At 58.8% G+C, this 17,702-nt stretch carries 23 protein-coding genes; 8 read left to right on the forward strand and 15 right to left on the reverse strand.

Annotated features, from left to right (window positions below; translation table 11 throughout):
- Positions 1-46 precede the first annotated feature (46 nt).
- Positions 47-1,255, forward strand: a complete 1,209-nt coding sequence (locus tag GZ093_RS01675; RefSeq protein ID WP_296481192.1) for an MFS transporter — start codon at positions 47-49, stop codon at positions 1,253-1,255.
- A 41-nt stretch (positions 1,256-1,296) separates the two neighbouring features.
- Here GZ093_RS01675 and GZ093_RS01680 read toward each other — a convergent pair whose 3' ends face one another.
- The 4 genes from GZ093_RS01680 to orn all read right to left on the reverse strand — a co-directional run bounded on the left by GZ093_RS01680 (position 1,297) and on the right by orn (position 4,583).
- Positions 1,297-1,512 (reverse strand): hypothetical protein, encoded by a 216-nt coding sequence (locus GZ093_RS01680; RefSeq protein WP_296481195.1) that lies wholly within the window; start codon positions 1,510-1,512, stop codon positions 1,297-1,299.
- A gap of 11 nt (positions 1,513-1,523) precedes the next feature.
- Positions 1,524-1,706 (reverse strand): DUF3563 family protein, encoded by a 183-nt coding sequence (locus GZ093_RS01685; protein WP_296481198.1) that lies wholly within the window; start codon positions 1,704-1,706, stop codon positions 1,524-1,526.
- A 181-nt stretch (positions 1,707-1,887) separates the two neighbouring features.
- Complete coding sequence (locus tag GZ093_RS01690; RefSeq protein ID WP_296481201.1) at positions 1,888-3,759, reverse strand: DEAD/DEAH box helicase; 1,872 nt, start codon at positions 3,757-3,759, stop codon at positions 1,888-1,890.
- Between the two features lie 236 nt (positions 3,760-3,995).
- Complete coding sequence (gene orn / locus GZ093_RS01695) at positions 3,996-4,583, reverse strand: oligoribonuclease (protein ID WP_296481204.1); 588 nt, start codon at positions 4,581-4,583, stop codon at positions 3,996-3,998.
- Between the two features lie 37 nt (positions 4,584-4,620).
- Between orn and GZ093_RS01700 the strand changes: the two genes are divergently transcribed.
- The 3 genes from GZ093_RS01700 to rsgA are packed head-to-tail and all read left to right on the forward strand — an operon-like array spanning position 4,621 to position 7,201.
- Positions 4,621-5,898, forward strand: a complete 1,278-nt coding sequence (locus GZ093_RS01700) for a M48 family metallopeptidase (RefSeq protein WP_296481571.1) — start codon at positions 4,621-4,623, stop codon at positions 5,896-5,898.
- Positions 5,899-5,919: 21 nt separating this feature from the next.
- Entirely contained in the window at positions 5,920-6,255 is a 336-nt protein-coding gene (locus GZ093_RS01705) for a 4a-hydroxytetrahydrobiopterin dehydratase (protein WP_296481207.1), read from the forward strand.
- Positions 6,256-6,280: 25 nt separating this feature from the next.
- Entirely contained in the window at positions 6,281-7,201 is a 921-nt protein-coding gene (rsgA, locus tag GZ093_RS01710; protein ID WP_296481210.1) for a ribosome small subunit-dependent GTPase A, read from the forward strand.
- Here rsgA and hisC read toward each other — a convergent pair.
- From hisC to rpsP, 7 genes are all read right to left on the reverse strand, one after another.
- Positions 7,178-8,278 carry a histidinol-phosphate transaminase gene (hisC, locus tag GZ093_RS01715; RefSeq protein WP_296481212.1) on the reverse strand — a complete coding sequence of 367 codons (1,101 nt, stop codon included), beginning with the start codon at positions 8,276-8,278 and terminating at the stop codon, positions 7,178-7,180. The genes rsgA and hisC overlap by 24 nt on opposite strands.
- A gap of 56 nt (positions 8,279-8,334) precedes the next feature.
- Positions 8,335-9,321, reverse strand: coding sequence for a CobD/CbiB family protein (locus tag GZ093_RS01720; RefSeq protein WP_296481214.1), 987 nt, complete (start codon positions 9,319-9,321; stop codon positions 8,335-8,337).
- Between the two features lie 25 nt (positions 9,322-9,346).
- A complete protein-coding gene (locus tag GZ093_RS01725) occupies positions 9,347-10,048 on the reverse strand; it encodes a CoA pyrophosphatase (protein ID WP_296481218.1) in 702 nt (233 codons plus the stop codon).
- A gap of 81 nt (positions 10,049-10,129) precedes the next feature.
- Positions 10,130-10,510: a 50S ribosomal protein L19 gene (gene rplS, locus GZ093_RS01730; RefSeq protein WP_296481221.1), complete on the reverse strand. Its 381-nt coding sequence runs from the start codon at positions 10,508-10,510 to the stop codon at positions 10,130-10,132.
- 169 nt (positions 10,511-10,679) lie between these two features.
- Positions 10,680-11,426: a tRNA (guanosine(37)-N1)-methyltransferase TrmD gene (gene trmD, locus GZ093_RS01735; RefSeq protein ID WP_296481224.1), complete on the reverse strand. Its 747-nt coding sequence runs from the start codon at positions 11,424-11,426 to the stop codon at positions 10,680-10,682.
- Between the two features lie 9 nt (positions 11,427-11,435).
- A complete protein-coding gene (gene rimM, locus GZ093_RS01740; RefSeq protein ID WP_296481226.1) occupies positions 11,436-11,999 on the reverse strand; it encodes a ribosome maturation factor RimM in 564 nt (187 codons plus the stop codon).
- 95 nt (positions 12,000-12,094) lie between these two features.
- Positions 12,095-12,346, reverse strand: coding sequence for a 30S ribosomal protein S16 (gene rpsP, locus GZ093_RS01745; protein WP_296481229.1), 252 nt, complete (start codon positions 12,344-12,346; stop codon positions 12,095-12,097).
- A 133-nt stretch (positions 12,347-12,479) separates the two neighbouring features.
- Here rpsP and GZ093_RS01750 point away from each other — a divergent pair, with 133 nt between their 5' ends.
- Together GZ093_RS01750 and GZ093_RS01755 are read left to right on the forward strand one after the other, a co-directional pair.
- The gene (locus GZ093_RS01750) at positions 12,480-13,004 is read left to right on the forward strand and encodes a GNAT family N-acetyltransferase (protein WP_296481232.1); all 525 of its coding nucleotides are present in this window, start codon (positions 12,480-12,482) and stop codon (positions 13,002-13,004) included.
- A 9-nt stretch (positions 13,005-13,013) separates the two neighbouring features.
- Positions 13,014-13,460 carry a hypothetical protein gene (locus GZ093_RS01755; RefSeq protein ID WP_296481235.1) on the forward strand — a complete coding sequence of 149 codons (447 nt, stop codon included), beginning with the start codon at positions 13,014-13,016 and terminating at the stop codon, positions 13,458-13,460.
- A 54-nt stretch (positions 13,461-13,514) separates the two neighbouring features.
- Here the strand turns inward: GZ093_RS01755 and GZ093_RS01760 are convergent, their stop codons facing one another.
- The 3 genes from GZ093_RS01760 to GZ093_RS01770 form a co-directional block, all read right to left on the reverse strand.
- Complete coding sequence (locus GZ093_RS01760) at positions 13,515-14,525, reverse strand: inorganic phosphate transporter (RefSeq protein ID WP_296481238.1); 1,011 nt, start codon at positions 14,523-14,525, stop codon at positions 13,515-13,517.
- A gap of 12 nt (positions 14,526-14,537) precedes the next feature.
- Complete coding sequence (locus tag GZ093_RS01765) at positions 14,538-15,185, reverse strand: DUF47 domain-containing protein (RefSeq protein ID WP_296481242.1); 648 nt, start codon at positions 15,183-15,185, stop codon at positions 14,538-14,540.
- Between the two features lie 78 nt (positions 15,186-15,263).
- Positions 15,264-16,589, reverse strand: a complete 1,326-nt coding sequence (locus GZ093_RS01770) for a cation:proton antiporter (protein ID WP_296481245.1) — start codon at positions 16,587-16,589, stop codon at positions 15,264-15,266.
- 130 nt (positions 16,590-16,719) lie between these two features.
- On the opposite strand from GZ093_RS01770, the gene GZ093_RS01775 reads away from it, so the two are divergent.
- A complete protein-coding gene (locus tag GZ093_RS01775) occupies positions 16,720-17,073 on the forward strand; it encodes an HPF/RaiA family ribosome-associated protein (protein ID WP_296481250.1) in 354 nt (117 codons plus the stop codon).
- 58 nt (positions 17,074-17,131) lie between these two features.
- Here the strand turns inward: GZ093_RS01775 and GZ093_RS01780 are convergent, their stop codons facing one another.
- On the reverse strand, positions 17,132-17,317 hold the full coding sequence (locus GZ093_RS01780; RefSeq protein WP_296481253.1) for a hypothetical protein: 186 nt from the start codon (positions 17,315-17,317) through the stop codon (positions 17,132-17,134).
- Positions 17,318-17,319: 2 nt separating this feature from the next.
- Here GZ093_RS01780 and GZ093_RS01785 point away from each other — a divergent pair, with 2 nt between their 5' ends.
- Complete coding sequence (locus tag GZ093_RS01785) at positions 17,320-17,607, forward strand: hypothetical protein (RefSeq protein WP_296481256.1); 288 nt, start codon at positions 17,320-17,322, stop codon at positions 17,605-17,607.
- Positions 17,608-17,702 lie beyond the last annotated feature (95 nt).

Here is a 17,702-nt window from a genome sequence, read left to right on the forward strand (position 1 = left end):
ATGCGGGCAACGGCATAGGTTCTTGGTGAGGGCCGGTCTTTTAGCCATGTTTGCCAGAAAATTGCCGCCCTTGCTGCTTCAGAATGGCAAACAGGCGTCCCAGCCGATTGTCTGGTTGATTGGCTTTTTTGCCTTTCTGAATGTCTACTCCATGCAGGCGGTATTGCCCATGGTGATGAGCGATTTTCAGGCCTCACCGGTGCAAGCCGGCTTGACGGTGGGGGCAACCATCCTGGCGGTGGCGCTGGTGTCTCCCTTCATGGGGATGCTCTCCGATGCCTACGGACGCAAAGTGATCATTTGCGCCTCCTTATTCGCCCTGACGGTGCCGACGGCCCTGATACCTTTGGCCGACAGCCTCAATGCGCTGATTGCCCTGCGCTTCGTGCAGGGGCTCGCCGTTCCTGGCATCGTGGTGGTCCTGATTGCCTACATTTCCGAGGAGTTCCATTCTGGCGGGGTCGCCCGCATGACCGCCACCTATGTGGGTGGCACGGTCATGGGGGGCTTTTGCGGGCGTTTCATCACCGGTCATGCCGGTCACTTGCTCGGCTGGCGCGGTGCCTTCGTCACTTTGGCCATACTCAATCTTCTTGGGGCTTTGCTGGTGGTGTGGCTGCTGCCACCGTCACGCAGCTTTGTTGCAAACCGAAACATCAGTGGGGGGTTCAGGACGCTGTGGCGTCACCTGCATCACCAACGACTGATGGCGGCCTGTGCTGTCGGTTTCTGCGTGCTGTTCTCGCTAGTCGGCACGTTCACCTATGTCAATCTGCACCTGGCGTCTGCCCCGTTCAATTTATCGTCGGCTGGCTTGGCCAATGTTTTCGGCGTCTATCTCGTCGGCGTCTTGGTGACCCCACTGGCAGGACGTTATATTGTCCGGCTCGGCTTCCTGCGATCACTGCTGGGGGCCTTGGCCATATCGGCTGCGGGGTTGCTCATGACCTTATGGCCATCCTTGACCGCGGTCATTGTCGGCCTGGCGGTGTGTTCAACAGGCGTATTCATTTGCCAGTCTGCCACCATCAGCGCGATTGCGCAAAACGTCCGCGAAGGACGCTCCCTGGCCACTGGCCTTTACTACATGAGCTACTACGCGGGCGGGGCGGTAGGCACGGTGGTGGCAGGGATGGCCTACGAAGGTTGGGGTTGGGGTGGCTCGGTGCTCACCATTGCATTGGTTCAGGCGCTGGCGGCCATGATCGCGGTCGTCACTTGGCGTCAGTCGGCTGACAGTGGCAGCGGCGCTTGATTTGGAGCGATCCGCAAAGGTGACCCAAAACCATCAAAAAATCAAACGCGCCGAGCCCAAGGTCCCAGGGTCAGTTTTTCCATGGCACTGAGTTCCCGTTCAAATTTCGCCCATTTGAGCATCGACCTTTCGATGATTCCGGCTTGCACGGCCTTGGCGTATTGCTCACGGGCAATGTCAAACGGGATGCCAAGCATGAGGCTAGACGTTTTCCCGAGCGATGCCGCTGTATTGGCCACAGTTTGGGGATAGCTCATGGTGGAGTCCCTCACAATGGGTTGGGACCAAAACTCAGAGCACGGGCGGAACTGCGACCTCGAAGGTCGACTTCGCGCATTCGCCGCTCAAGATCATAGACGTCGGTTGATTCTGAAAGATACGCGTTGTCGAGGTCCTTTTGGGACTTGGCACTGAGCGCAAGAGCTTTGATAAGCCGGATGAATTTGGACATGGTAAGTCCTCTCTACAGTTATGGCTGTGCAGTATAAGGGTTTACCCTTAGCTTTGTATCGGTGGGGCTACCTAAATTTGGGCAAAAAAAACCTCGCTGTCGTCACGACAGCGAGGTCCATGGAAGGGATATCCTTTCAGTGCCGGGGGGCCGGCTTCTGAAGAGGTGCCCAGCCGTTAGCTCAAGCGCTACGTGCGGGGCGTTTTTTAGCGTCGCGCGGCACAAATACCTTGCCACCATTCCCAGGCTTCACGCCCATCGGCTTGCCAAACGCTGGCTTGCGGGCACCAAAGTCGCCGCGCGGCGCGGGACCGTCGTTGCGGGCGCCGGCAAAACGGTCGTTGAAACCGCCTTTGCGTTCGTAGTTGAAACCTTCGGGCGCGCCGCCACTGCGGGTGTCGCGCTGACCGAAACCGTTATTGCTGGCATTTTGGTAGCCGTTGTTGCCTGAATCACGGGGAGCGCCCGCGTTTCTGTCGGCAAAGCCACCACGATTGGCGCCGAAACTGCCGGCTCGGGCACCACCGCCAAAACCGCGCTCACGGGACTGGTAGTCTCCGCCACCATTGCGGCTGTCACGACCACCAAAATTGGAAGTGGGACGCGAGTCAGGGAAACGCTGTTGCGGCTCCATGCCGGGAATGGTTTCACCCTTGAACTGCTGGTGGGTGTAGTGCTCGATGTCCATGATCTTGCGACGATCGCGGAACTCGGCAAAGGTCACGGCAATACCGTCACGCCCGGCGCGGCCGGTGCGTCCAATGCGGTGCGTGTAATCTTCTGCCTTCATGGGCAAACCGAAGTTGAACACGTGCGTGACTGTAGGTACGTCGATGCCGCGCGCGGCGACATCGGTTGCCACCAGAATTTGCACTTGACCTTGGCGCAAGGCCATCAAGCGGCGGTTGCGCAGGCCCTGGCTCAACGCACCATGCAAGGCGACAGCGGAGAAGCCCTCTTGCTGCAGATCGTTGGCCAAGCCGTCGCATTCGATCTGGGTACTGGCAAATACCAGCGCCTGGTTGATGGTGGTGTCGCGCAGCCAGTGGTCGAGCAACTTGCGCTTGTGCTGGGCGTTGTCAGCCCAGAACAGCTTTTGGCTGATGTTGGCATGTTTTTCTTGCGGCGAATCGATTTGCAGGCGCTGGGGTTCGCGCATGACACGTGACGCCAGTTGCTGGATGCGCGGTGCGAACGTGGCGCTGAACATCATGGTCTGCTTGCGCTCGATGGTCAGCTGGTTGATTTCAGCCAGGTCATCGGAGAAACCCAGGTCCAGCATGCGGTCGGCTTCGTCCACCACCAGAAACTGCACTTGATCAAGCTTGATTTGCATGGAGCGCTGCAGATCGAGCAAACGTCCCGGCGTGGCGACCACGAGGTTGGCATTTTGCAGCTTGGCAATTTGCAACTGGTAAGGCATGCCACCCACAATGTTGGCAACGCGCAAACCACGGCAATGCTGTACCAAATCAATCGCGTCGTGTGCCACTTGCTGGGCCAGTTCGCGCGTCGGGCAAACGATCAGGGCGCCAGGTGCGGCCGGAGCGAAATGGCGCGGGTTAGTCGGGTCTTTGCGCTTGGCGCGCTTCGGGGGCGCCTCGCCTTTGGCCGCCGCATCAGCCACAGCGCGTTCGAAATCGCTACGTTCTTTCGCCTCGGCCTGTGCTTGTTGGGTCAGCAGGGTGTGCAGCACGGGCAACAGAAAAGCCGCGGTCTTGCCACTGCCGGTCTGGCTTGACACCATCAGGTCAATGAAGCGGGCTGCAGCATCGTTGGCGCTGTGGCCTTGCATGGCCAGCGGAATGGTCTTGAGCTGCACAGTGGTGGGCTGGGTGAAGCCCAGGTCCTTCACGGCCTGAATCAACTCGGGCGCCAGGCCCAGGGTGACAAAGCCGTTGGGGACTTCGGCCACGACCTCAACGGCGGTAGGCGCCTCGGGGAGGTGACTCACTGTCGCGGCTTGCGCCACGTCTTGCGTCACTTCGGCGGTGTCATTGGAAAAATTTTCGACAAGCGATACTTCGCCTGTCGCTTGAATAGCGTCAGTCATGAATTTACTCACACGCGAGCGTCGCAAGGTTTGCGACTGCTCCGTCAATGGTTAAAAAACATCAACCATCAAACGAAACCTGCTCTGACTCACTAGGAGTTCAATCAGCGCTGGGGCCCTTTTGTGGAAAACGCAAATGCGAATTCGCTGTGGGCCTGTGAATGAAGGGAGATGTACAAATATGCACGGCAGTTTGCAGTGCAGCCGTAGATTATGGCACGGATTCGGGTTTCTACCTAATCGGACATCCTGATGAAGTGCTTGCGGTAGTGCTCCAGTTCGTCAATCGACTCGTGCACGTCGGCCAAGGCGGTGTGTCGCTGTTTCTTCTTGAACGATTTGTACACATCGGGGCGCCAACGTTTGGACAACTCTTTGAGCGTGCTCACGTCCAGGTTGCGGTAGTGGAAGTAGGCCTCCAGCTTGGGCATGTACTTCGCCAAAAAACGCCGGTCCTGCCCGATGCTGTTGCCGCACATGGGCGAGGTCTTCTTGGGCACGTAATGGCTCAGGAATTCGATCAACTGCGCCTCCGCTTGCGCCTCCAGCAAGGTCGATGCCTTGACCTTGTCTGTCAGACCAGTCTTGCCATGCGTGCCGGTGTTCCACTTGTCCATCTTGCCAAGCAACTCATCGCTCTGGTGGATCACCAGCACCGGGCCCTCGATTCGGCATTCAAGGTTGGGGCCGGTGACGATGACAGCGATCTCAATGATCCGTTCAATCTCCGGATCCAGGCCCGTCATCTCGCAATCAAGCCACACCAAGTTTTGGTCGGATTTGGCCAGCGTTGCGCTCGCCACAGGGGTGTTGGTGGAATCCATCGTGGGAATTGTCGCCGATGACATAAACTCGCTCGCCATGGCTGATCCGTTTCCCTCTCTTTCCCCTTCATTGGTGTTCACCCTTGTCTTTGCGCTGGCGTTGCTCGCCGGTCTGGTGCTGAACTTCTGGCTCAGCTCGCGGCAGATCCGGCATGTGGCACAACACCGCGGACAAGTGCCGCCGGCCTTCGCCCAGACCATCACGCTGGCAGCGCACCAGAAGGCAGCCGACTACACCATCACGAAAGCACGTTTTGGGCTGCTGGAGCTGACGCTCGGCGCTGCTGTTCTTTTGGGGTGGACCTTGCTGGGTGGGCTGACAAGCCTCAACCAAGCACTGCTCGGTTGGCTGGGCGGCGGCATGGGGCAGCAAATTGCGCTGCTCGCGGCGTTTGTGCTGATCAGCGGCCTGATCGATTTGCCGGTGACACTGTACCAGACCTTCGTGATCGAGGAGCGCTTCGGCTTCAACAAGATGACGCCCAAGCTCTGGCTGCTGGATTTACTCAAATCAAGTCTGATCGGTGCCGTCGTGGGCCTGCCGATTGCCGCATTGATTTTATGGATGATGGGTGCGACGGGCAGTTGGTGGTGGCTGTGGGCCTGGGGCGTGTGGATGGGTTTCAATTTGCTCCTGCTTTTGATCTACCCGAGCTTCATTGCGCCGCTGTTCAACAAGTTTGCGCCGCTGGAGGATGAGGCCCTGAAGGCCCGCGTGACGGCGCTGATGAAACGTTGCGGCTTTGCTGCCAAGGGCTTGTTCGTGATGGATGGCTCCAAACGCAGCGCCCACGCCAATGCCTACTTCACCGGCTTTGGCGCCTCCAAGCGGGTGGTGTTTTATGACACCTTGTTGGCCAAACTATCCGCCAGTGAAGTGGACGCCGTGCTGGCACACGAGCTCGGTCACTTCAAGCACAAACACATCCTCAAGCGCATCGTGTCCATGTTTGCCCTTAGCCTGGTGGGCTTTGCCCTGCTGGGCTGGCTGGCAACGCAGGCCTGGTTTTATGCCGGGCTGGGGGTGCAGCCCAACCTGGGTGCGCCCAATGACGCACTGGCGCTGTTGTTGTTCATGCTGGCGTTGCCAGTGTTCAGCTTCTTCATCGCGCCTGTCTTGGCCCATTTCTCGCGCCAGCATGAGTTTGAGGCCGATTCCTATGCCGTGGCTCAAACCAGTGGCCCGGACCTCGCCACGGCTCTGCTCAAGCTGTATGAGGACAACGCCTCGACGCTGACACCGGATCCGCTGTATGTGAAGTTCCACTACTCGCATCCACCGGCGTCGGAGCGTCTGGCGCGGATGACAAGCTGAACACAGCGACCGAATGACGCCATGAACACTATTCATAAGACAAATGAGGCTCTAGCCCCCGTCAGAAATGCGTTTAATGCTACACAAATAGTAGCAAATCTGGCCAAACTGGAAGGCTGGCGGCTGACTGGCGATGGTGCCGCAGTGGCCATTGAAAAGACCTTCACCTTTGCGAATTACCACGAGACCATTGCCTTCGTGAATGCGCTGGCCTTCATCGCACACAGGCAAGATCACCACCCCGACTTGTCGGTGCATTTCAAGCACTGCGTGGTGCGCTTCAGCACCCATGACGTGGGCGGTCTCTCGATGGCCGATTTTGACTGCGCGGCGCGGGTTGACGCGTTGTTGGCATGACGGCCACGCACCAAGGACACGCTTGATGGAACGGGCCACCCTCGACCGCGGCCTGATCGTCGCCAACTATGGTCGCCACTTTCTGGTGGAGACGCCGGAAGGAAAGCGACTGATTTGCCATTCGCGCGGCAAGAAAAGCCAGGGGCTGGTGGGTGATCGCGTCCTGTGGCAGGCCTCGCAGGACGAAGGCACGATTGAAAAGATCGAAGAACGCCGCAATGTCTTTTACCGTCAGGATGAAATTCGCACCAAGTCATTTGCGGCCAATCTGGACCAGATCCTGATCCTGATCGCGGCAGAGCCCGAGTTCTCCAGCAGTCAGATCTCGCGTGCCCTGATCGCGGCGGAGGCGGAGCACATCACGCCCATCATTGCCCTCAACAAAAGTGATCTGGTCGAGCCCTTCGCGCGCGCCTGGGCGTGGCTGCGGCCGTATCGGCGCATGCATTACGGTGTGCTGCCGCTGTCGCTCAAACAATCGGGTGATGTCGATCACGCGGAACTGTTCAAGCTGCTGCACGGTAAAACAACGCTGGTGCTGGGACCGTCGGGCGCGGGCAAAAGCACCTTGATCAACCTGCTGGCACCGGGCGCACTGGCGCAGACGGGCGAGATTTCGCAGGCCCTGAACTCGGGCAAACACACCACCACCAGCACCACTTGGTACTGGGTCGACGCGGACAAGACCACGGCTTTGATTGATTCACCGGGCTTCCAGGAGTTTGGCTTGAACCACATCGACCCGGCGCAATTGGCCGCTTATATGCCGGACTTCAAACCCCATGTGGCCAACTGCAAGTTCTACAACTGCAGCCACCTGCATGAACCCGGTTGCGGCGTGATGGCCGCCGTCAAACCCGACGGTAGCCTTGACGGCATCAGCGCGAACCGCTACAAGATCTACAGCGACTTGTATGCGGAGTTAAGCCAGCGCCGCAAGTACTGAGGCCAGCGCCTGCACCAAAGCATCGCATTGCGCGGGCGTGCCGACGCTGATCCGCAAGTACTGCTCGATGCGGGGCAGTTTAAAATGCCGCACCAGCACACCGCGTGCGCGCAGGCCAGCCGCGATCGCCGCCGCATCCTGCGTGGGATGCCGTGCAAACACAAAATTGGCCTGGGACGGCAGCACCTGCAGGCCAAAATCTTCCAACGCCAGCACCAGCCCTTCGCGGCTGCTCATGACGGCGCGGCGCGTCTGCTCGAACCAGGCCTGATCCTCAAAGGCCGCCACCCCGCCGGCAATGGCCAATCGGTCCAGCGGATAGGAATTGAAGCTGTTCTTGACACGCTCCAGCGCCTCGATCAGGTGCGCCTGGCCGCAGGCAAAGCCAATGCGTAGACCGGCGAGCGAGCGTGACTTGGACAAGGTGTGAACCACCAGCAGATTTGGATACTGAGCAATCAAGCCCATCGCGCTGTCGCCGCCGAAGTCCACATAGGCTTCATCGACCAGCACCACGCGCCGCGGGTGCAGACGCAGCAGTTGCTCCACCTGCTGCAGCGCCAGGCCGACACCGGTGGGGGCATTGGGGTTGGCAATGACGACGCCCGCAATCGCAGTGCCGTCGGCACGGGCGTAAGCCGCGACGTCAAGGCACAGGGATTCGGTCAAAGGCACAGTTTCAACCGGGATGCCGTAGAGCCGGCAATACACCTGGTAAAAGCTGTAGCTGATGTCGGGCATCAAGAGCGGGCAACCGTGCTGAAAAAAGGCAAAAAAGCCATGGGCCAGCACCTCATCGGAGCCATTGCCCAGGAACACTTGCTGTGGCTCCAATCCGTGATGGGCTGCGATGGTTTGGCGCAATGCCGTCGCTTCAGGATCGGGATAGAGCTGCAAACCCTGCTGTGCCGCCAGCTGGATCGCGGCCAGCACACGGGGTGACGGCGGGTAGGGGTTCTCATTGGTATTGAGCTTGACCAAGCCGTCGATCTTGGGCTGCTCCCCCGGTACGTAGGGCACGAGGCGACGCACGACCGGGCTGTAAAACGAGGCATTCAGGTCAGAATTTTGCTTCAATTTGAATAGCTGCTCACGCAGTAGGAACGGGGGCTAGAGGCCAATTTTGTATAAAACTAGCCCAACAGCCGGGCCAGCGTCAACAGGGCCAGCAGAAACATCCACATCACCACGGCGCGCCACACCAGGCCGACAATGGTGACCAGGTGTGCCATCTCAGGGGTCTGGCCCGGCCTGACTTCTCGGCGCCGGTCAACCGCTCTTGGCGGCAACGCGGGTGCGCCATGGGCCGCGACCGAAGTCACCGGGGCGGCGACACCCAAGCGGATGTTCACCGCGCCCGCTGTGGCCGCCAGGACGATGCCGTCGTTGTCCCCGGCAAAGCGCGGCTCGTAATTGCGCCAGCCATCAATGGCATCTTCAAAACTGCCCACTACCGCAAAGCTGATGGCGGTCATGCGGGCCGGCAGCCAGTCAATCGCTGTCCACATGATCGTTGCGGTCTGCTGCAACGCATCACTGACTGGCTGATGATTTGCTTTGCTCTTGTGTTGCCAGTAGCGTGCGACAAATTCACTTAGCCGGTACAGCACAGCACCGGTCGGGCCAAAGCCAAATGCCGCCAGCACCGAAAACCAGGCCAGCACACCGAACACGTGGCGATGGGCCGACAGCACCGAATGCTCAATGACGTGCCGCACAATCTCGCTGCGCGGCAACTCGCTGGCATCCATCTGTTTCCAACTGGCCAGCAACTCGCGAGCGCGGACTTCATCACCGTCGGCCAAAGCATCGCGAATCTCGGTGAAATGGAAGCTGAACTGCCGAAAGCCCAAACAGGCATACAGTACGGCCGCACTCCAGATCACCCCCACCGGCCAGCCCAAGAACGTAATCAGCAACCAGTAGACAAGCAATGCCGCCACGGAGGGGCCACCAACCGCAAAACCCCAGGCCAGCCAGCCATGAAAGGGCTTGCCAGCGTCAAAATTGCGGGTGCTCCAACGCACCCAAGCCCGCAGCCCGGCATGGATCGGGTTACCTTTGCTCAAGGGGCGGGCCTGCTCAAGCAGCAGGGCAAAAAGCACTGAGATAAAACTCATGGCTTTATCATAACGGCACAAGGCATCAGGCCGACAGCAGACGATAGAAGTTGCGCAGCATGCCCGCCGTGGCGCCCCAAATGAAGCGCTGGCGCAACTGATCCTGATAAGGCATGGAGAACCATTCGCGCCGGGCGCCCTGCCACTCCATCGCGTGGCGTTGATGATGGGCGGGGTTCATCAGATATTCCAGTGGCACCTCAAAGACATCGGCCACCTCATAGGCATTGGGGGTCAGCGTGAAGCCGGGCTGCACCAGCGCCACCACCGGCGTGATGATGAATGCCGACCCGGTCACGTACTGCGGCAGCGCACCCAGCACCTGCACATACGCCGAATCCAGTCCGACTTCTTCCTGGGCTTCGCGCAAGGCGGTGGCCGCAGCATCGGCATCGTCGTCGTCTGCCTTGCCGCCGGGAAAAGCAATTTGCCCCGAATGGTTGGACAGATGCAAGGTGCGCTCAGTGAGCAAGATCGTCGGGTGCTCGCGCAACACGATGGGCACAAGCACCGCGGCATGCCTGGGTGCGCGCTGCGAAAAGCGGGGCTCCGCGATGACCTCGGGCTGCCAGACCGGGGGTGAAATAAATCTTGCCTGCAACGCCGCAGCCTGTAAGGCGGCCAGTGGCACTGGCGGCAGATGGGTGTCCACGCCGATCACTGGAATCTGACGCGGATCAAATTGCGGCACGCTGGACAGCGCGCTGTTGGGCAAGTCGATGGTCATGAGAAATCAGCACCTGAAAAAGACAACAAAAAAGCCGCCCCAAACATCCGCTGGGACGGCTTCTTTGAAAGACAACCCGCTTTAGACAGCGGCCGTCTTGATTTTCCGGGCTGGCAGTTTTTCTTTGATACGTGCAGACTTGCCGCTGCGATCACGCAAGTAATACAGTTTGGCGCGACGCACATCGCCACGACGCTTGACTTCGATAGCAGCGATCAGCGGACTGTAGGTCTGGAACGTGCGCTCGACACCTTCGCCGCTGGAAATTTTGCGCACCGTGAAGGCGCTGTTAAGGCCACGATTACGTTTTGCAATCACGACGCCTTCATAGGCCTGCACACGTTTGCGCGCACCTTCAACCACGTTGACGCTCACCACAACGGTGTCGCCTGGGGCAAAGACGGGGATTATTTTTCCGAGACGAGCAATTTCTTCCTGCTCAAGGGTTTCAATCAGATTCATGATGTCCTCAAATGATCTTGGATGCGCCAGTGTCGGGATTGACACAAGAAGCCAACTGCACGCAGCAGTCGAACGGCCAGCCAGAGGATCGGTAAGCCCGCCATTATAGCCAGATCAAGAACGGTCTTTAAGGACGATTGACCTCTTTGGCAAGAGCTGCGAGGCGCACTTAGTGTGGGGTGGCAAGAAAAGCTTCGTCGGCGCCACTCAGACGCCCTTCGCGACGCGCCTGGTCGATCAACTCGGGGCGCAGACGCAAGGTCAGCGCCAGCCGCTGTTCGCGCCGCCAGCGCTCAATCTGGACATGGTGACCTGACAACAACACCTCCGGCACCGACCGACCCGCCCACTGCTCCGGCCGAGTGTAGTGCGGGCAATCGAGCAGGCCATCCAGGACGGGGTTAAAACTATCCTGTTGGTGGCTGTCCGACGCATTCAAGACACCGGGTTGCAAACGCGCCACGGCGTCGAGCAGGGCCATGGCCGCAATTTCGCCACCCGACAGCACGAAGTCACCCAGACTGATCTGCTCGGTGACATAGGCGTCGACAAAGCGTTGGTCCAGGCCCTCGTAGCGGCCACAAATCAGAATCGCGCCTTGGCTGTCAGACCAACGTTGAACCATCGCATGGTTGAGCGGCTGGCCCGCCGGCGAAAAAAGCAGCACCGGCGCGACGTCAGTTCGTTGCGACTGAATGTTTGTCAGGCTTTGAGTCAGGGGCTCGGCCATCATGACCATGCCGGGACCACCGCCAAACGGGCGATCATCGACCCGCCGGTAATTGCCGGCCGCAAAATCTCGCGGGTTCGTCAATTGGACATCGACCAGGCCCGACTCAAAGGCGCGGCGCGTGATGCCACTGGACAGAAAAGGGGCGAATAGCTCTGGAAACAGCGTGACGATGTCAAAACGCATGGGGAACGCTTAGAAGTCCGCTTGCCAATCCACCAGTATGCGACGACCGGGCAAATCGACCTCGTCGATATAGACCGACACAAAGGGAATCATCCGCTCCTGCGGTTTGCCGTCTTGCGCATACGCCAGCACCAGCACGGTCTGCGCCCCGGTTGAGAGCAATTCTCTCACCGTGCCCAGTGCCACACCCTCGCGGTTGACCACGTCCAGTCCAATCAGGTCAACCCAGTAATACTCGTCCTTTTCAGCGCTTGGAAAACTCGAACGGGCTACGAAAATACGCGCGCCACGCAAGGCTTCGGCGGCCGTGCGGTCGTCCACCTCGTGGGCTGACGCGACGACGGTGTCTGAATGCACCTTGGCCTCCTTGATCGCCAGTTGGGCGACGCCGGTAAAGGTCTTTGCGCCTTTTTCGGCTGGCAATAGAAACCAGTGCTTGGAAGAAAAAAGCGCCTCGGGATCGGCGCTGTAAGGCAGGACTTTGAACCAGCCTTTGATGCCCCAGGCATCCGCGATGCGCCCAACTTCGATTGCATCCGCCGGCAATTCGGCGGCTTCAAGGCCAGGCAGCATCACAAATCAGGCGCCGCCGGGCCGCCCCAAGGCGACTGCAGCCCCTTGGGGGGCAGCGCAGCACGCGAAGCGGCAAGCGTGGGGGCCATAAAACTTCAAGCCGCTTTTTTGGCCGCTTGATTGATCAGGCGTTCCACCGTGGGAGAGGCCTGAGCACCAACGCTGCGCCAGTAGGTCAAGCGGTCTTGTGCGATGCGGATGCTCTCTTCATTGGCAGTTGCAATCGGGTTGTAAAAACCCAGGCGTTCGATAAAACGGCCGTCACGACGGGTACGCTTGTCAGCGACGACAATATTGAAAAACGGGCGTGCTTTTGCACCGCCACGGGCGAGTCGGATGACGACCATGATTTATCCTTTGGGAGACGGAGTTTGACATCCATCGTTTGATTCAGTATCTAATTCAGCGCTTGAGACACGCGACATAGCCACCCGGCCAGCGACACACTGAATAGCCGGACATTATAACGTTCCAATTCTTATGACACTCATTCGCCCCAGCCAAATTGAAGACATCCCCGCCATCGCCGCCATTTATGCCCACCATGTGCTGCACGGAACCGGCACCTTTGAGATTGACCCGCCCTCCCCCAACGACATGGCACAACGCCGCACTGACGTGCTGGCCAAGGGCCTGCCCTACTTGGTGGCGGCACGGGGCGAGCAGGTGTTGGGCTTTGCTTACTGCAGCTGGTTCAAACCACGCCCGGCCTATCGCTTCTCGGCCGAGGACTCGATCTACCTAGCTGAAGAAGCCATGGGGCAGGGCCTGGGGCGCGCGTTGCTGGCAGAACTGATGGCCCAGGCTGAAAAAGCTGGCGTGCGCAAAATGATCGCAGTCATTGGCGACTCCGCCAACCAGGGGTCCGTCGGCGTGCACCGGTCAGCGGGGTTCTCCATGGTTGGCGTGCTCAAATCATGCGGTTGGAAATTCGATGATTGGCTGGATGTGGTCATGATGGACAAAGCCCTGGGTCTGGGCGACACCTGCGCCCCGCAACCATAATCCACCCACATGAAAAACAAGACTGTGGCCGCCTGGCTGGCCTTCATCGGCGGTCCCTTGGGCCTGCACCGCTTCTATTTGCATGGCAAGGGCGACTTGCTGGGCTGGTTGCTGCCGGTGCCCACGGCACTGGGCCTGTACGGCCTGGAGCGTGTGCAGCAAAATGGCCTGGACGACCTCTGGAGTTGGATCTTGATCCCGTTGCTGGGTTTCACCATGGCCGGTTGCGCCTTGACCGCCATTGTTTATGGTTTGACGACGCCTGAGAAGTGGAACGCCCGGTTCAACCCGTCAGCATCCACGGATGCGGCACCCGGGCGCACCAACTGGTTCACCATTGGTGCTATCAGCCTGGCGCTGCTGGTGGGCACCACCGCGTTGATGAGCAGCTTGGCGTTCAGCTTTCAACGCTATTTCGAATACCAAATCGAGGAGGCGCGCAAGATTTCCCAATGAAATTGCGGGTCAACCGGCTTGAAAGGCTGGCGGATAACCCTTGTATTCGGGCTGTTAAAAAATCTGCAAACTAAGCCAGTACGCCAGCGCCGCTATCAACGCCGTGGCCGGAATGGTGAGGACCCAGGCCCAGATGATGTTACCGGCTATACCCCAGCGCACTGCGCTGGCGCGCTGAGTAGCGCCGACACCCACAATCGCGCCGGTAATTGTGTGCGTGGTGGACACAGGAATACCCATAATTGTCGCCATGAAAAGGGTGATCGCGCCCCCTGTCTCCGCACAAAAGCCATGGACCGGCTTGAGCTTGGTCAGCCGCTGCCCCATGGTCTTGACAATACGCCAGCCCCCAAACATGGTGCCCGCGGCGATGGCTGAATAGCAGGTCAACACGACCCAGGTGGGCGGTGATGCGTCGCCAACTGCGGTGTAGCCCGTGGCGATCAACAGCATCCAGACAATCCCGATGGTTTTCTGCGCATCATTGCCGCCGTGCCCCACGCTGTATGCGCCGGCCGACACCAGTTGCAGGCGACGAAACCAGCGATCAACCCGACTCGGGGTGCTCAGGCGCAAGGTCCAGGAGACCGCGATCAGCATGAGGGATCCAAGCAAAAATCCCATCAAGGGCGACACGAAGATGAACAGCACAGTCTTCATCACGCTGGCGAACACCAGGGACGAAGCCCCGACTTTGACCAGGACAGCGCCCACGATGCCGCCGATCAGCGCGTGAGACGAACTGCTGGGAATACCGAAATACCAGGTGATGAAATTCCAGCTGATGGCACCAACCAGTGCACCAAAGACAATATTGACATCCACCACGCCCGGCTGAACCAGCCCTTTTCCAATCGTGGCCGCAACGCTGAATTGAAAAATGAAAATCGCGACAAAGTTAAAAAAAGCGGCAAAGAGCACCGCCTGCCCTGGCTTGAGCACGCCGGTAGAGACCACGGTTGCAATTGAATTGGCGGCATCGTGAAAGCCGTTCAAGAAATCAAAGACGACTGCCAGTACCACCAGCAACACGACCACCCAAAGCCCCACCTGAACCGATGCCATGACGGATCGGCCTCAGGAATTCTCGAGGACGATGCCCTCGATGACATTGGCGACGTCTTCGCATTTGTCAGTGATGGTTTCCAGCAATTCATAGATGGCCTTGAGCTTGATCAGCTCGCGCACGTCGGGTTCTTCCCGAAAGAGTCTGCTCATGGCGCTGCGCATGATGCGGTCGGCGTCCGACTCCAACTGGTCAATTTCTTCGCAGGTCTTCAAGGCCGCCTCCGCCGTTGCCGGGTCGGCAATCTTGGCCAGCAGTTTGACGGCGTCGCGCACGCGCTCGCAACATTTCACGCTGACATCCGTCAGACGCACAATATCCTCGGTCATATGGTGCACGTCGTACAGCGCCATGGTCTCGGCCGAATCCTGAATCAGGTCGGCGATATCGTCCATGGTGTTGATCAGCGTATGAATCTGTTCGCGGTCGATCGGCGTGATGAAGGTCTTGTGAATGCCTTTGTTGACCTCATGGGTGACCCGGTCGGCCGCGCGTTCCGCGATGTCAACGTCCTGGTTGAATTTCTGGCGCAGGTGCGGGTCACTGTAATTGCCCACCAGTTTGGAAAATGCGTGGGCCGCCTCAACGATCCGGTCCGCATGCTGGTTGAACATTTCAAAAAAATTGCCATCACGCGGCAACAACTTGGCAAACAGCATCGCTTACTCCAGGGGAAATTTATCAGTCAGATGACGTTCTTATGACAGGCGTGAGTTTAACCGCCGCATTTGGGGCGATCACTCCGGTACTTTTTGCTTCCAGAAGCTCGCCATCAACGGCTTGACGCTGATGCCATGCAGAAGAATGGACAGCGTCACCACCATCAGTGTCAGCTGTATCAATTGCAGCGCCAGCGCTTCGGGCAAGCCATGCTGTATGGCGTACATCAAATAATAAAGTGAGCCAATGCCACGCACACCAAACCAGCCTGCCATGCCGCGTATACGCCAGGTAGTGCGCGTGCCCAACAGACCCAGAAAAACGCTGATCGGGCGGGCCACCAGAAACAGGAACAGGGCCAAGCCAACTGCTGCCCAACTCCATGAGTTCAGAAACAGGGTGCCGCCGACCAGCAGAACCAGGACCACTTCCGACAAGCGCTCCAGGTGTTCCTTGAACACCAAGGATCCTTGACTGACCATGGGCGGTGGCTCCGGGGTGGCATCAAGGCTTGGCTGGATGGTCTCCCCTGCTGCTGCACTCATGGCCGCCTCAGCCTCCCGCGGGTGCGGCGCCTGCTGCGCTGCCTTGGCCAGCTTCAGTTCGGTCTGACGCAGCGCCACGGCTGCGGCAAAGACCGCCAGAAACCCCCAGGCGTTGAGCATCACGCACAAGCCGTATACGACGCCAATGAGACCCAGACCCAGAAAATCGTCCATCAACTCATGCTGGTGCGGCACACGACGCAGCTTCCAGCCCAGGCGCGCGAGCACGACGCCTGCGACGATGCCGATCGCAATGCCGCCCACGGTCGCCCACAGCACATCGACCACAACCCAACGCAGGTTGGCGTCGCCGAGTTCATGCAGCCCCAGCAGGCCCAGCCCCAACATCACAAAGGGAAACGCGCTCCCGTCGTTCATACCGGCCTCACATGTCAAGGTGAAGCGCAATTGGTCTCGATCCCCCGGGTGGCGGCTCTGCACATCGGTGGCCAAGACCGGATCGGTCGGTGCCACGATCGCCCCCAAGAGCACGCCAGCACCCAAGGGCAAACCCAGCACGTAGTACGCAAAGGCGGCAACCAGCACCACCGTGATGGTCATTGAAACGGTCGCCAGCCGCAGCGGCGCGCGCCAACGTGAAAAGCTGAACGGAACGGGCATCTTGACGCCCGCAGAGAACAGGGAGATCAAGACCGCGATTTCAGTCAAGACCTCCAGCAGCGCTGATTCCTTGAGTGGATTGAAGTGGAACAGATTGAGCACGCTCGGGCCCACCAGAAAACCCACCGCCAGATAAATCATGGCAGCCGTGACCGGCGAGCGCTTCAGCACGGAAGGCGTGAGGCCCCGGACAAGCAAAAGACCGCCGATCAGAACAAACCACTGTGCGTTAGTCATGGAGAGGAGCCCAATTCATGCGTGTCAGTTTAGTCTGCCAACTGAGCGTCTGCGCGCAAACCGGGCTGAGAGCAAGGGAAACTCCGCTTGTCTTACGCTTGACCAAGTCATAAGGATGAATAATGAGCCTATGCAAATCCAAATCAATACCGACCATCACATTGAAGGTCACGAGGCGCTGACAGCGTGGGCCACTGGTGAAGTCAAAAGGGCACTGAGTCGTTTCAGCGCCAGCGTGACGCGGGTGGAGGTCCATCTGAGCGATGAAAATGGTCACAAGAGTGGCCCGGATGACAAGCGCTGCATGGTGGAAGCGCGCATGCCGGGCCGTCAACCCTTGGCCGTGACGCACAGCGCACAGACCTTGTATCTGGCCGTGACCGGCGCAGCCGAAAAACTGGCCCGCTTGATCGATAGCACCGTCGGACGTGCGGCGCGCTCGGAAGCTCTACCCGATCAGATTGACTTGGGGCCAGTCCAGTAAGGCAAATGCACTATTGGCGCGCACCATAAAAAAAACCACCTGACGGTGGTTTTTTTAGCTACGAAGCAGAAAGCCTGAGCTTACTTCTTCGGGGCTTCTTCAGCAGCCTTGGCTGCGTCGCCAGCAGCGCCAACAGCAGCATCTGCAGCACCAGTGGCAGCATCTGCAGCACCGGTGGCAGCGGATGCGGCGGTGGTAGCAGCGGCAGCAGCGTCAGTTGCAGCAGCAGCAGCAGTGCCAGCATCTTTGACAGCCTCAACAACGGCGGGCGCAGGAGCTGCCTCAGGTGCCGGAGCTTCTTCTTTTTTGCCACAAGCGACCAAAGCAGCAGCAGCAATAACAACGGCCAAAACGAGTGATTTATTCATTTTAAAATTACCTAATAAGTTAACGAAACAATTTCCGGAAATTGTCAATGCAGAAAAACTGCAAGGACCAAGTAAAAATGACTCGAGCTCTTTTTACTCAGCTAAATATTATATATTGAAACCAATCATCGCCAAGCCGGTCCGTCGCTATTGCAGGCCCACGTGATATCCATCAATACCATCAACGCGTTCTGTCTGTCCTTGCTTCAACTCCAGGCGTCCATCAGGCTTGCGCCTTGCTCCAACAAACATGCTCTCACG

It is taken from the genome of Rhodoferax sp. (assembly GCF_010365055.1).
Lineage (GTDB): Bacteria > Pseudomonadota > Gammaproteobacteria > Burkholderiales > Burkholderiaceae_C > Rhodoferax.

What these genes read in the sequence shown, in the direction of transcription:
- GZ093_RS01750 (WP_296481232.1), top strand. Translation starts at nt 12,480, where the DNA reads ATGACACTCATTCGCCCCAGCCAAATTGAAGACATCCCCGCCATCGCC.
- rpsP (WP_296481229.1), bottom strand. Translation starts at nt 12,346, where the DNA reads ATGGTCGTCATCCGACTCGCCCGTGGCGGTGCAAAAGCACGCCCGTTT.
- GZ093_RS01720 (WP_296481214.1), bottom strand. Translation starts at nt 9,321, where the DNA reads ATGAGTTTTATCTCAGTGCTTTTTGCCCTGCTGCTTGAGCAGGCCCGC.
- GZ093_RS01690 (WP_296481201.1), bottom strand. Translation starts at nt 3,759, where the DNA reads ATGACTGACGCTATTCAAGCGACAGGCGAAGTATCGCTTGTCGAAAAT.
- GZ093_RS01705 (WP_296481207.1), top strand. Translation starts at nt 5,920, where the DNA reads ATGAACACTATTCATAAGACAAATGAGGCTCTAGCCCCCGTCAGAAAT.
- GZ093_RS01725 (WP_296481218.1), bottom strand. Translation starts at nt 10,048, where the DNA reads ATGACCATCGACTTGCCCAACAGCGCGCTGTCCAGCGTGCCGCAATTT.
- GZ093_RS01770 (WP_296481245.1), bottom strand. Translation starts at nt 16,589, where the DNA reads ATGACTAACGCACAGTGGTTTGTTCTGATCGGCGGTCTTTTGCTTGTC.
- GZ093_RS01775 (WP_296481250.1), top strand. Translation starts at nt 16,720, where the DNA reads ATGCAAATCCAAATCAATACCGACCATCACATTGAAGGTCACGAGGCG.
- GZ093_RS01680 (WP_296481195.1), bottom strand. Translation starts at nt 1,512, where the DNA reads ATGAGCTATCCCCAAACTGTGGCCAATACAGCGGCATCGCTCGGGAAA.
- trmD (WP_296481224.1), bottom strand. Translation starts at nt 11,426, where the DNA reads ATGCGTTTTGACATCGTCACGCTGTTTCCAGAGCTATTCGCCCCTTTT.
- GZ093_RS01685 (WP_296481198.1), bottom strand. Translation starts at nt 1,706, where the DNA reads ATGTCCAAATTCATCCGGCTTATCAAAGCTCTTGCGCTCAGTGCCAAG.
- GZ093_RS01765 (WP_296481242.1), bottom strand. Translation starts at nt 15,185, where the DNA reads ATGCTGTTTGCCAAGTTGTTGCCGCGTGATGGCAATTTTTTTGAAATG.
- GZ093_RS01675 (WP_296481192.1), top strand. Translation starts at nt 47, where the DNA reads ATGTTTGCCAGAAAATTGCCGCCCTTGCTGCTTCAGAATGGCAAACAG.
- GZ093_RS01700 (WP_296481571.1), top strand. Translation starts at nt 4,621, where the DNA reads ATGGCTGATCCGTTTCCCTCTCTTTCCCCTTCATTGGTGTTCACCCTT.
- rplS (WP_296481221.1), bottom strand. Translation starts at nt 10,510, where the DNA reads ATGAATCTGATTGAAACCCTTGAGCAGGAAGAAATTGCTCGTCTCGGA.
- rimM (WP_296481226.1), bottom strand. Translation starts at nt 11,999, where the DNA reads ATGCTGCCTGGCCTTGAAGCCGCCGAATTGCCGGCGGATGCAATCGAA.
- orn (WP_296481204.1), bottom strand. Translation starts at nt 4,583, where the DNA reads ATGGATTCCACCAACACCCCTGTGGCGAGCGCAACGCTGGCCAAATCC.
- GZ093_RS01755 (WP_296481235.1), top strand. Translation starts at nt 13,014, where the DNA reads ATGAAAAACAAGACTGTGGCCGCCTGGCTGGCCTTCATCGGCGGTCCC.
- GZ093_RS01760 (WP_296481238.1), bottom strand. Translation starts at nt 14,525, where the DNA reads ATGGCATCGGTTCAGGTGGGGCTTTGGGTGGTCGTGTTGCTGGTGGTA.
- GZ093_RS01780 (WP_296481253.1), bottom strand. Translation starts at nt 17,317, where the DNA reads ATGCTGGCACTGCTGCTGCTGCTGCAACTGACGCTGCTGCCGCTGCTA.
- rsgA (WP_296481210.1), top strand. Translation starts at nt 6,281, where the DNA reads ATGGAACGGGCCACCCTCGACCGCGGCCTGATCGTCGCCAACTATGGT.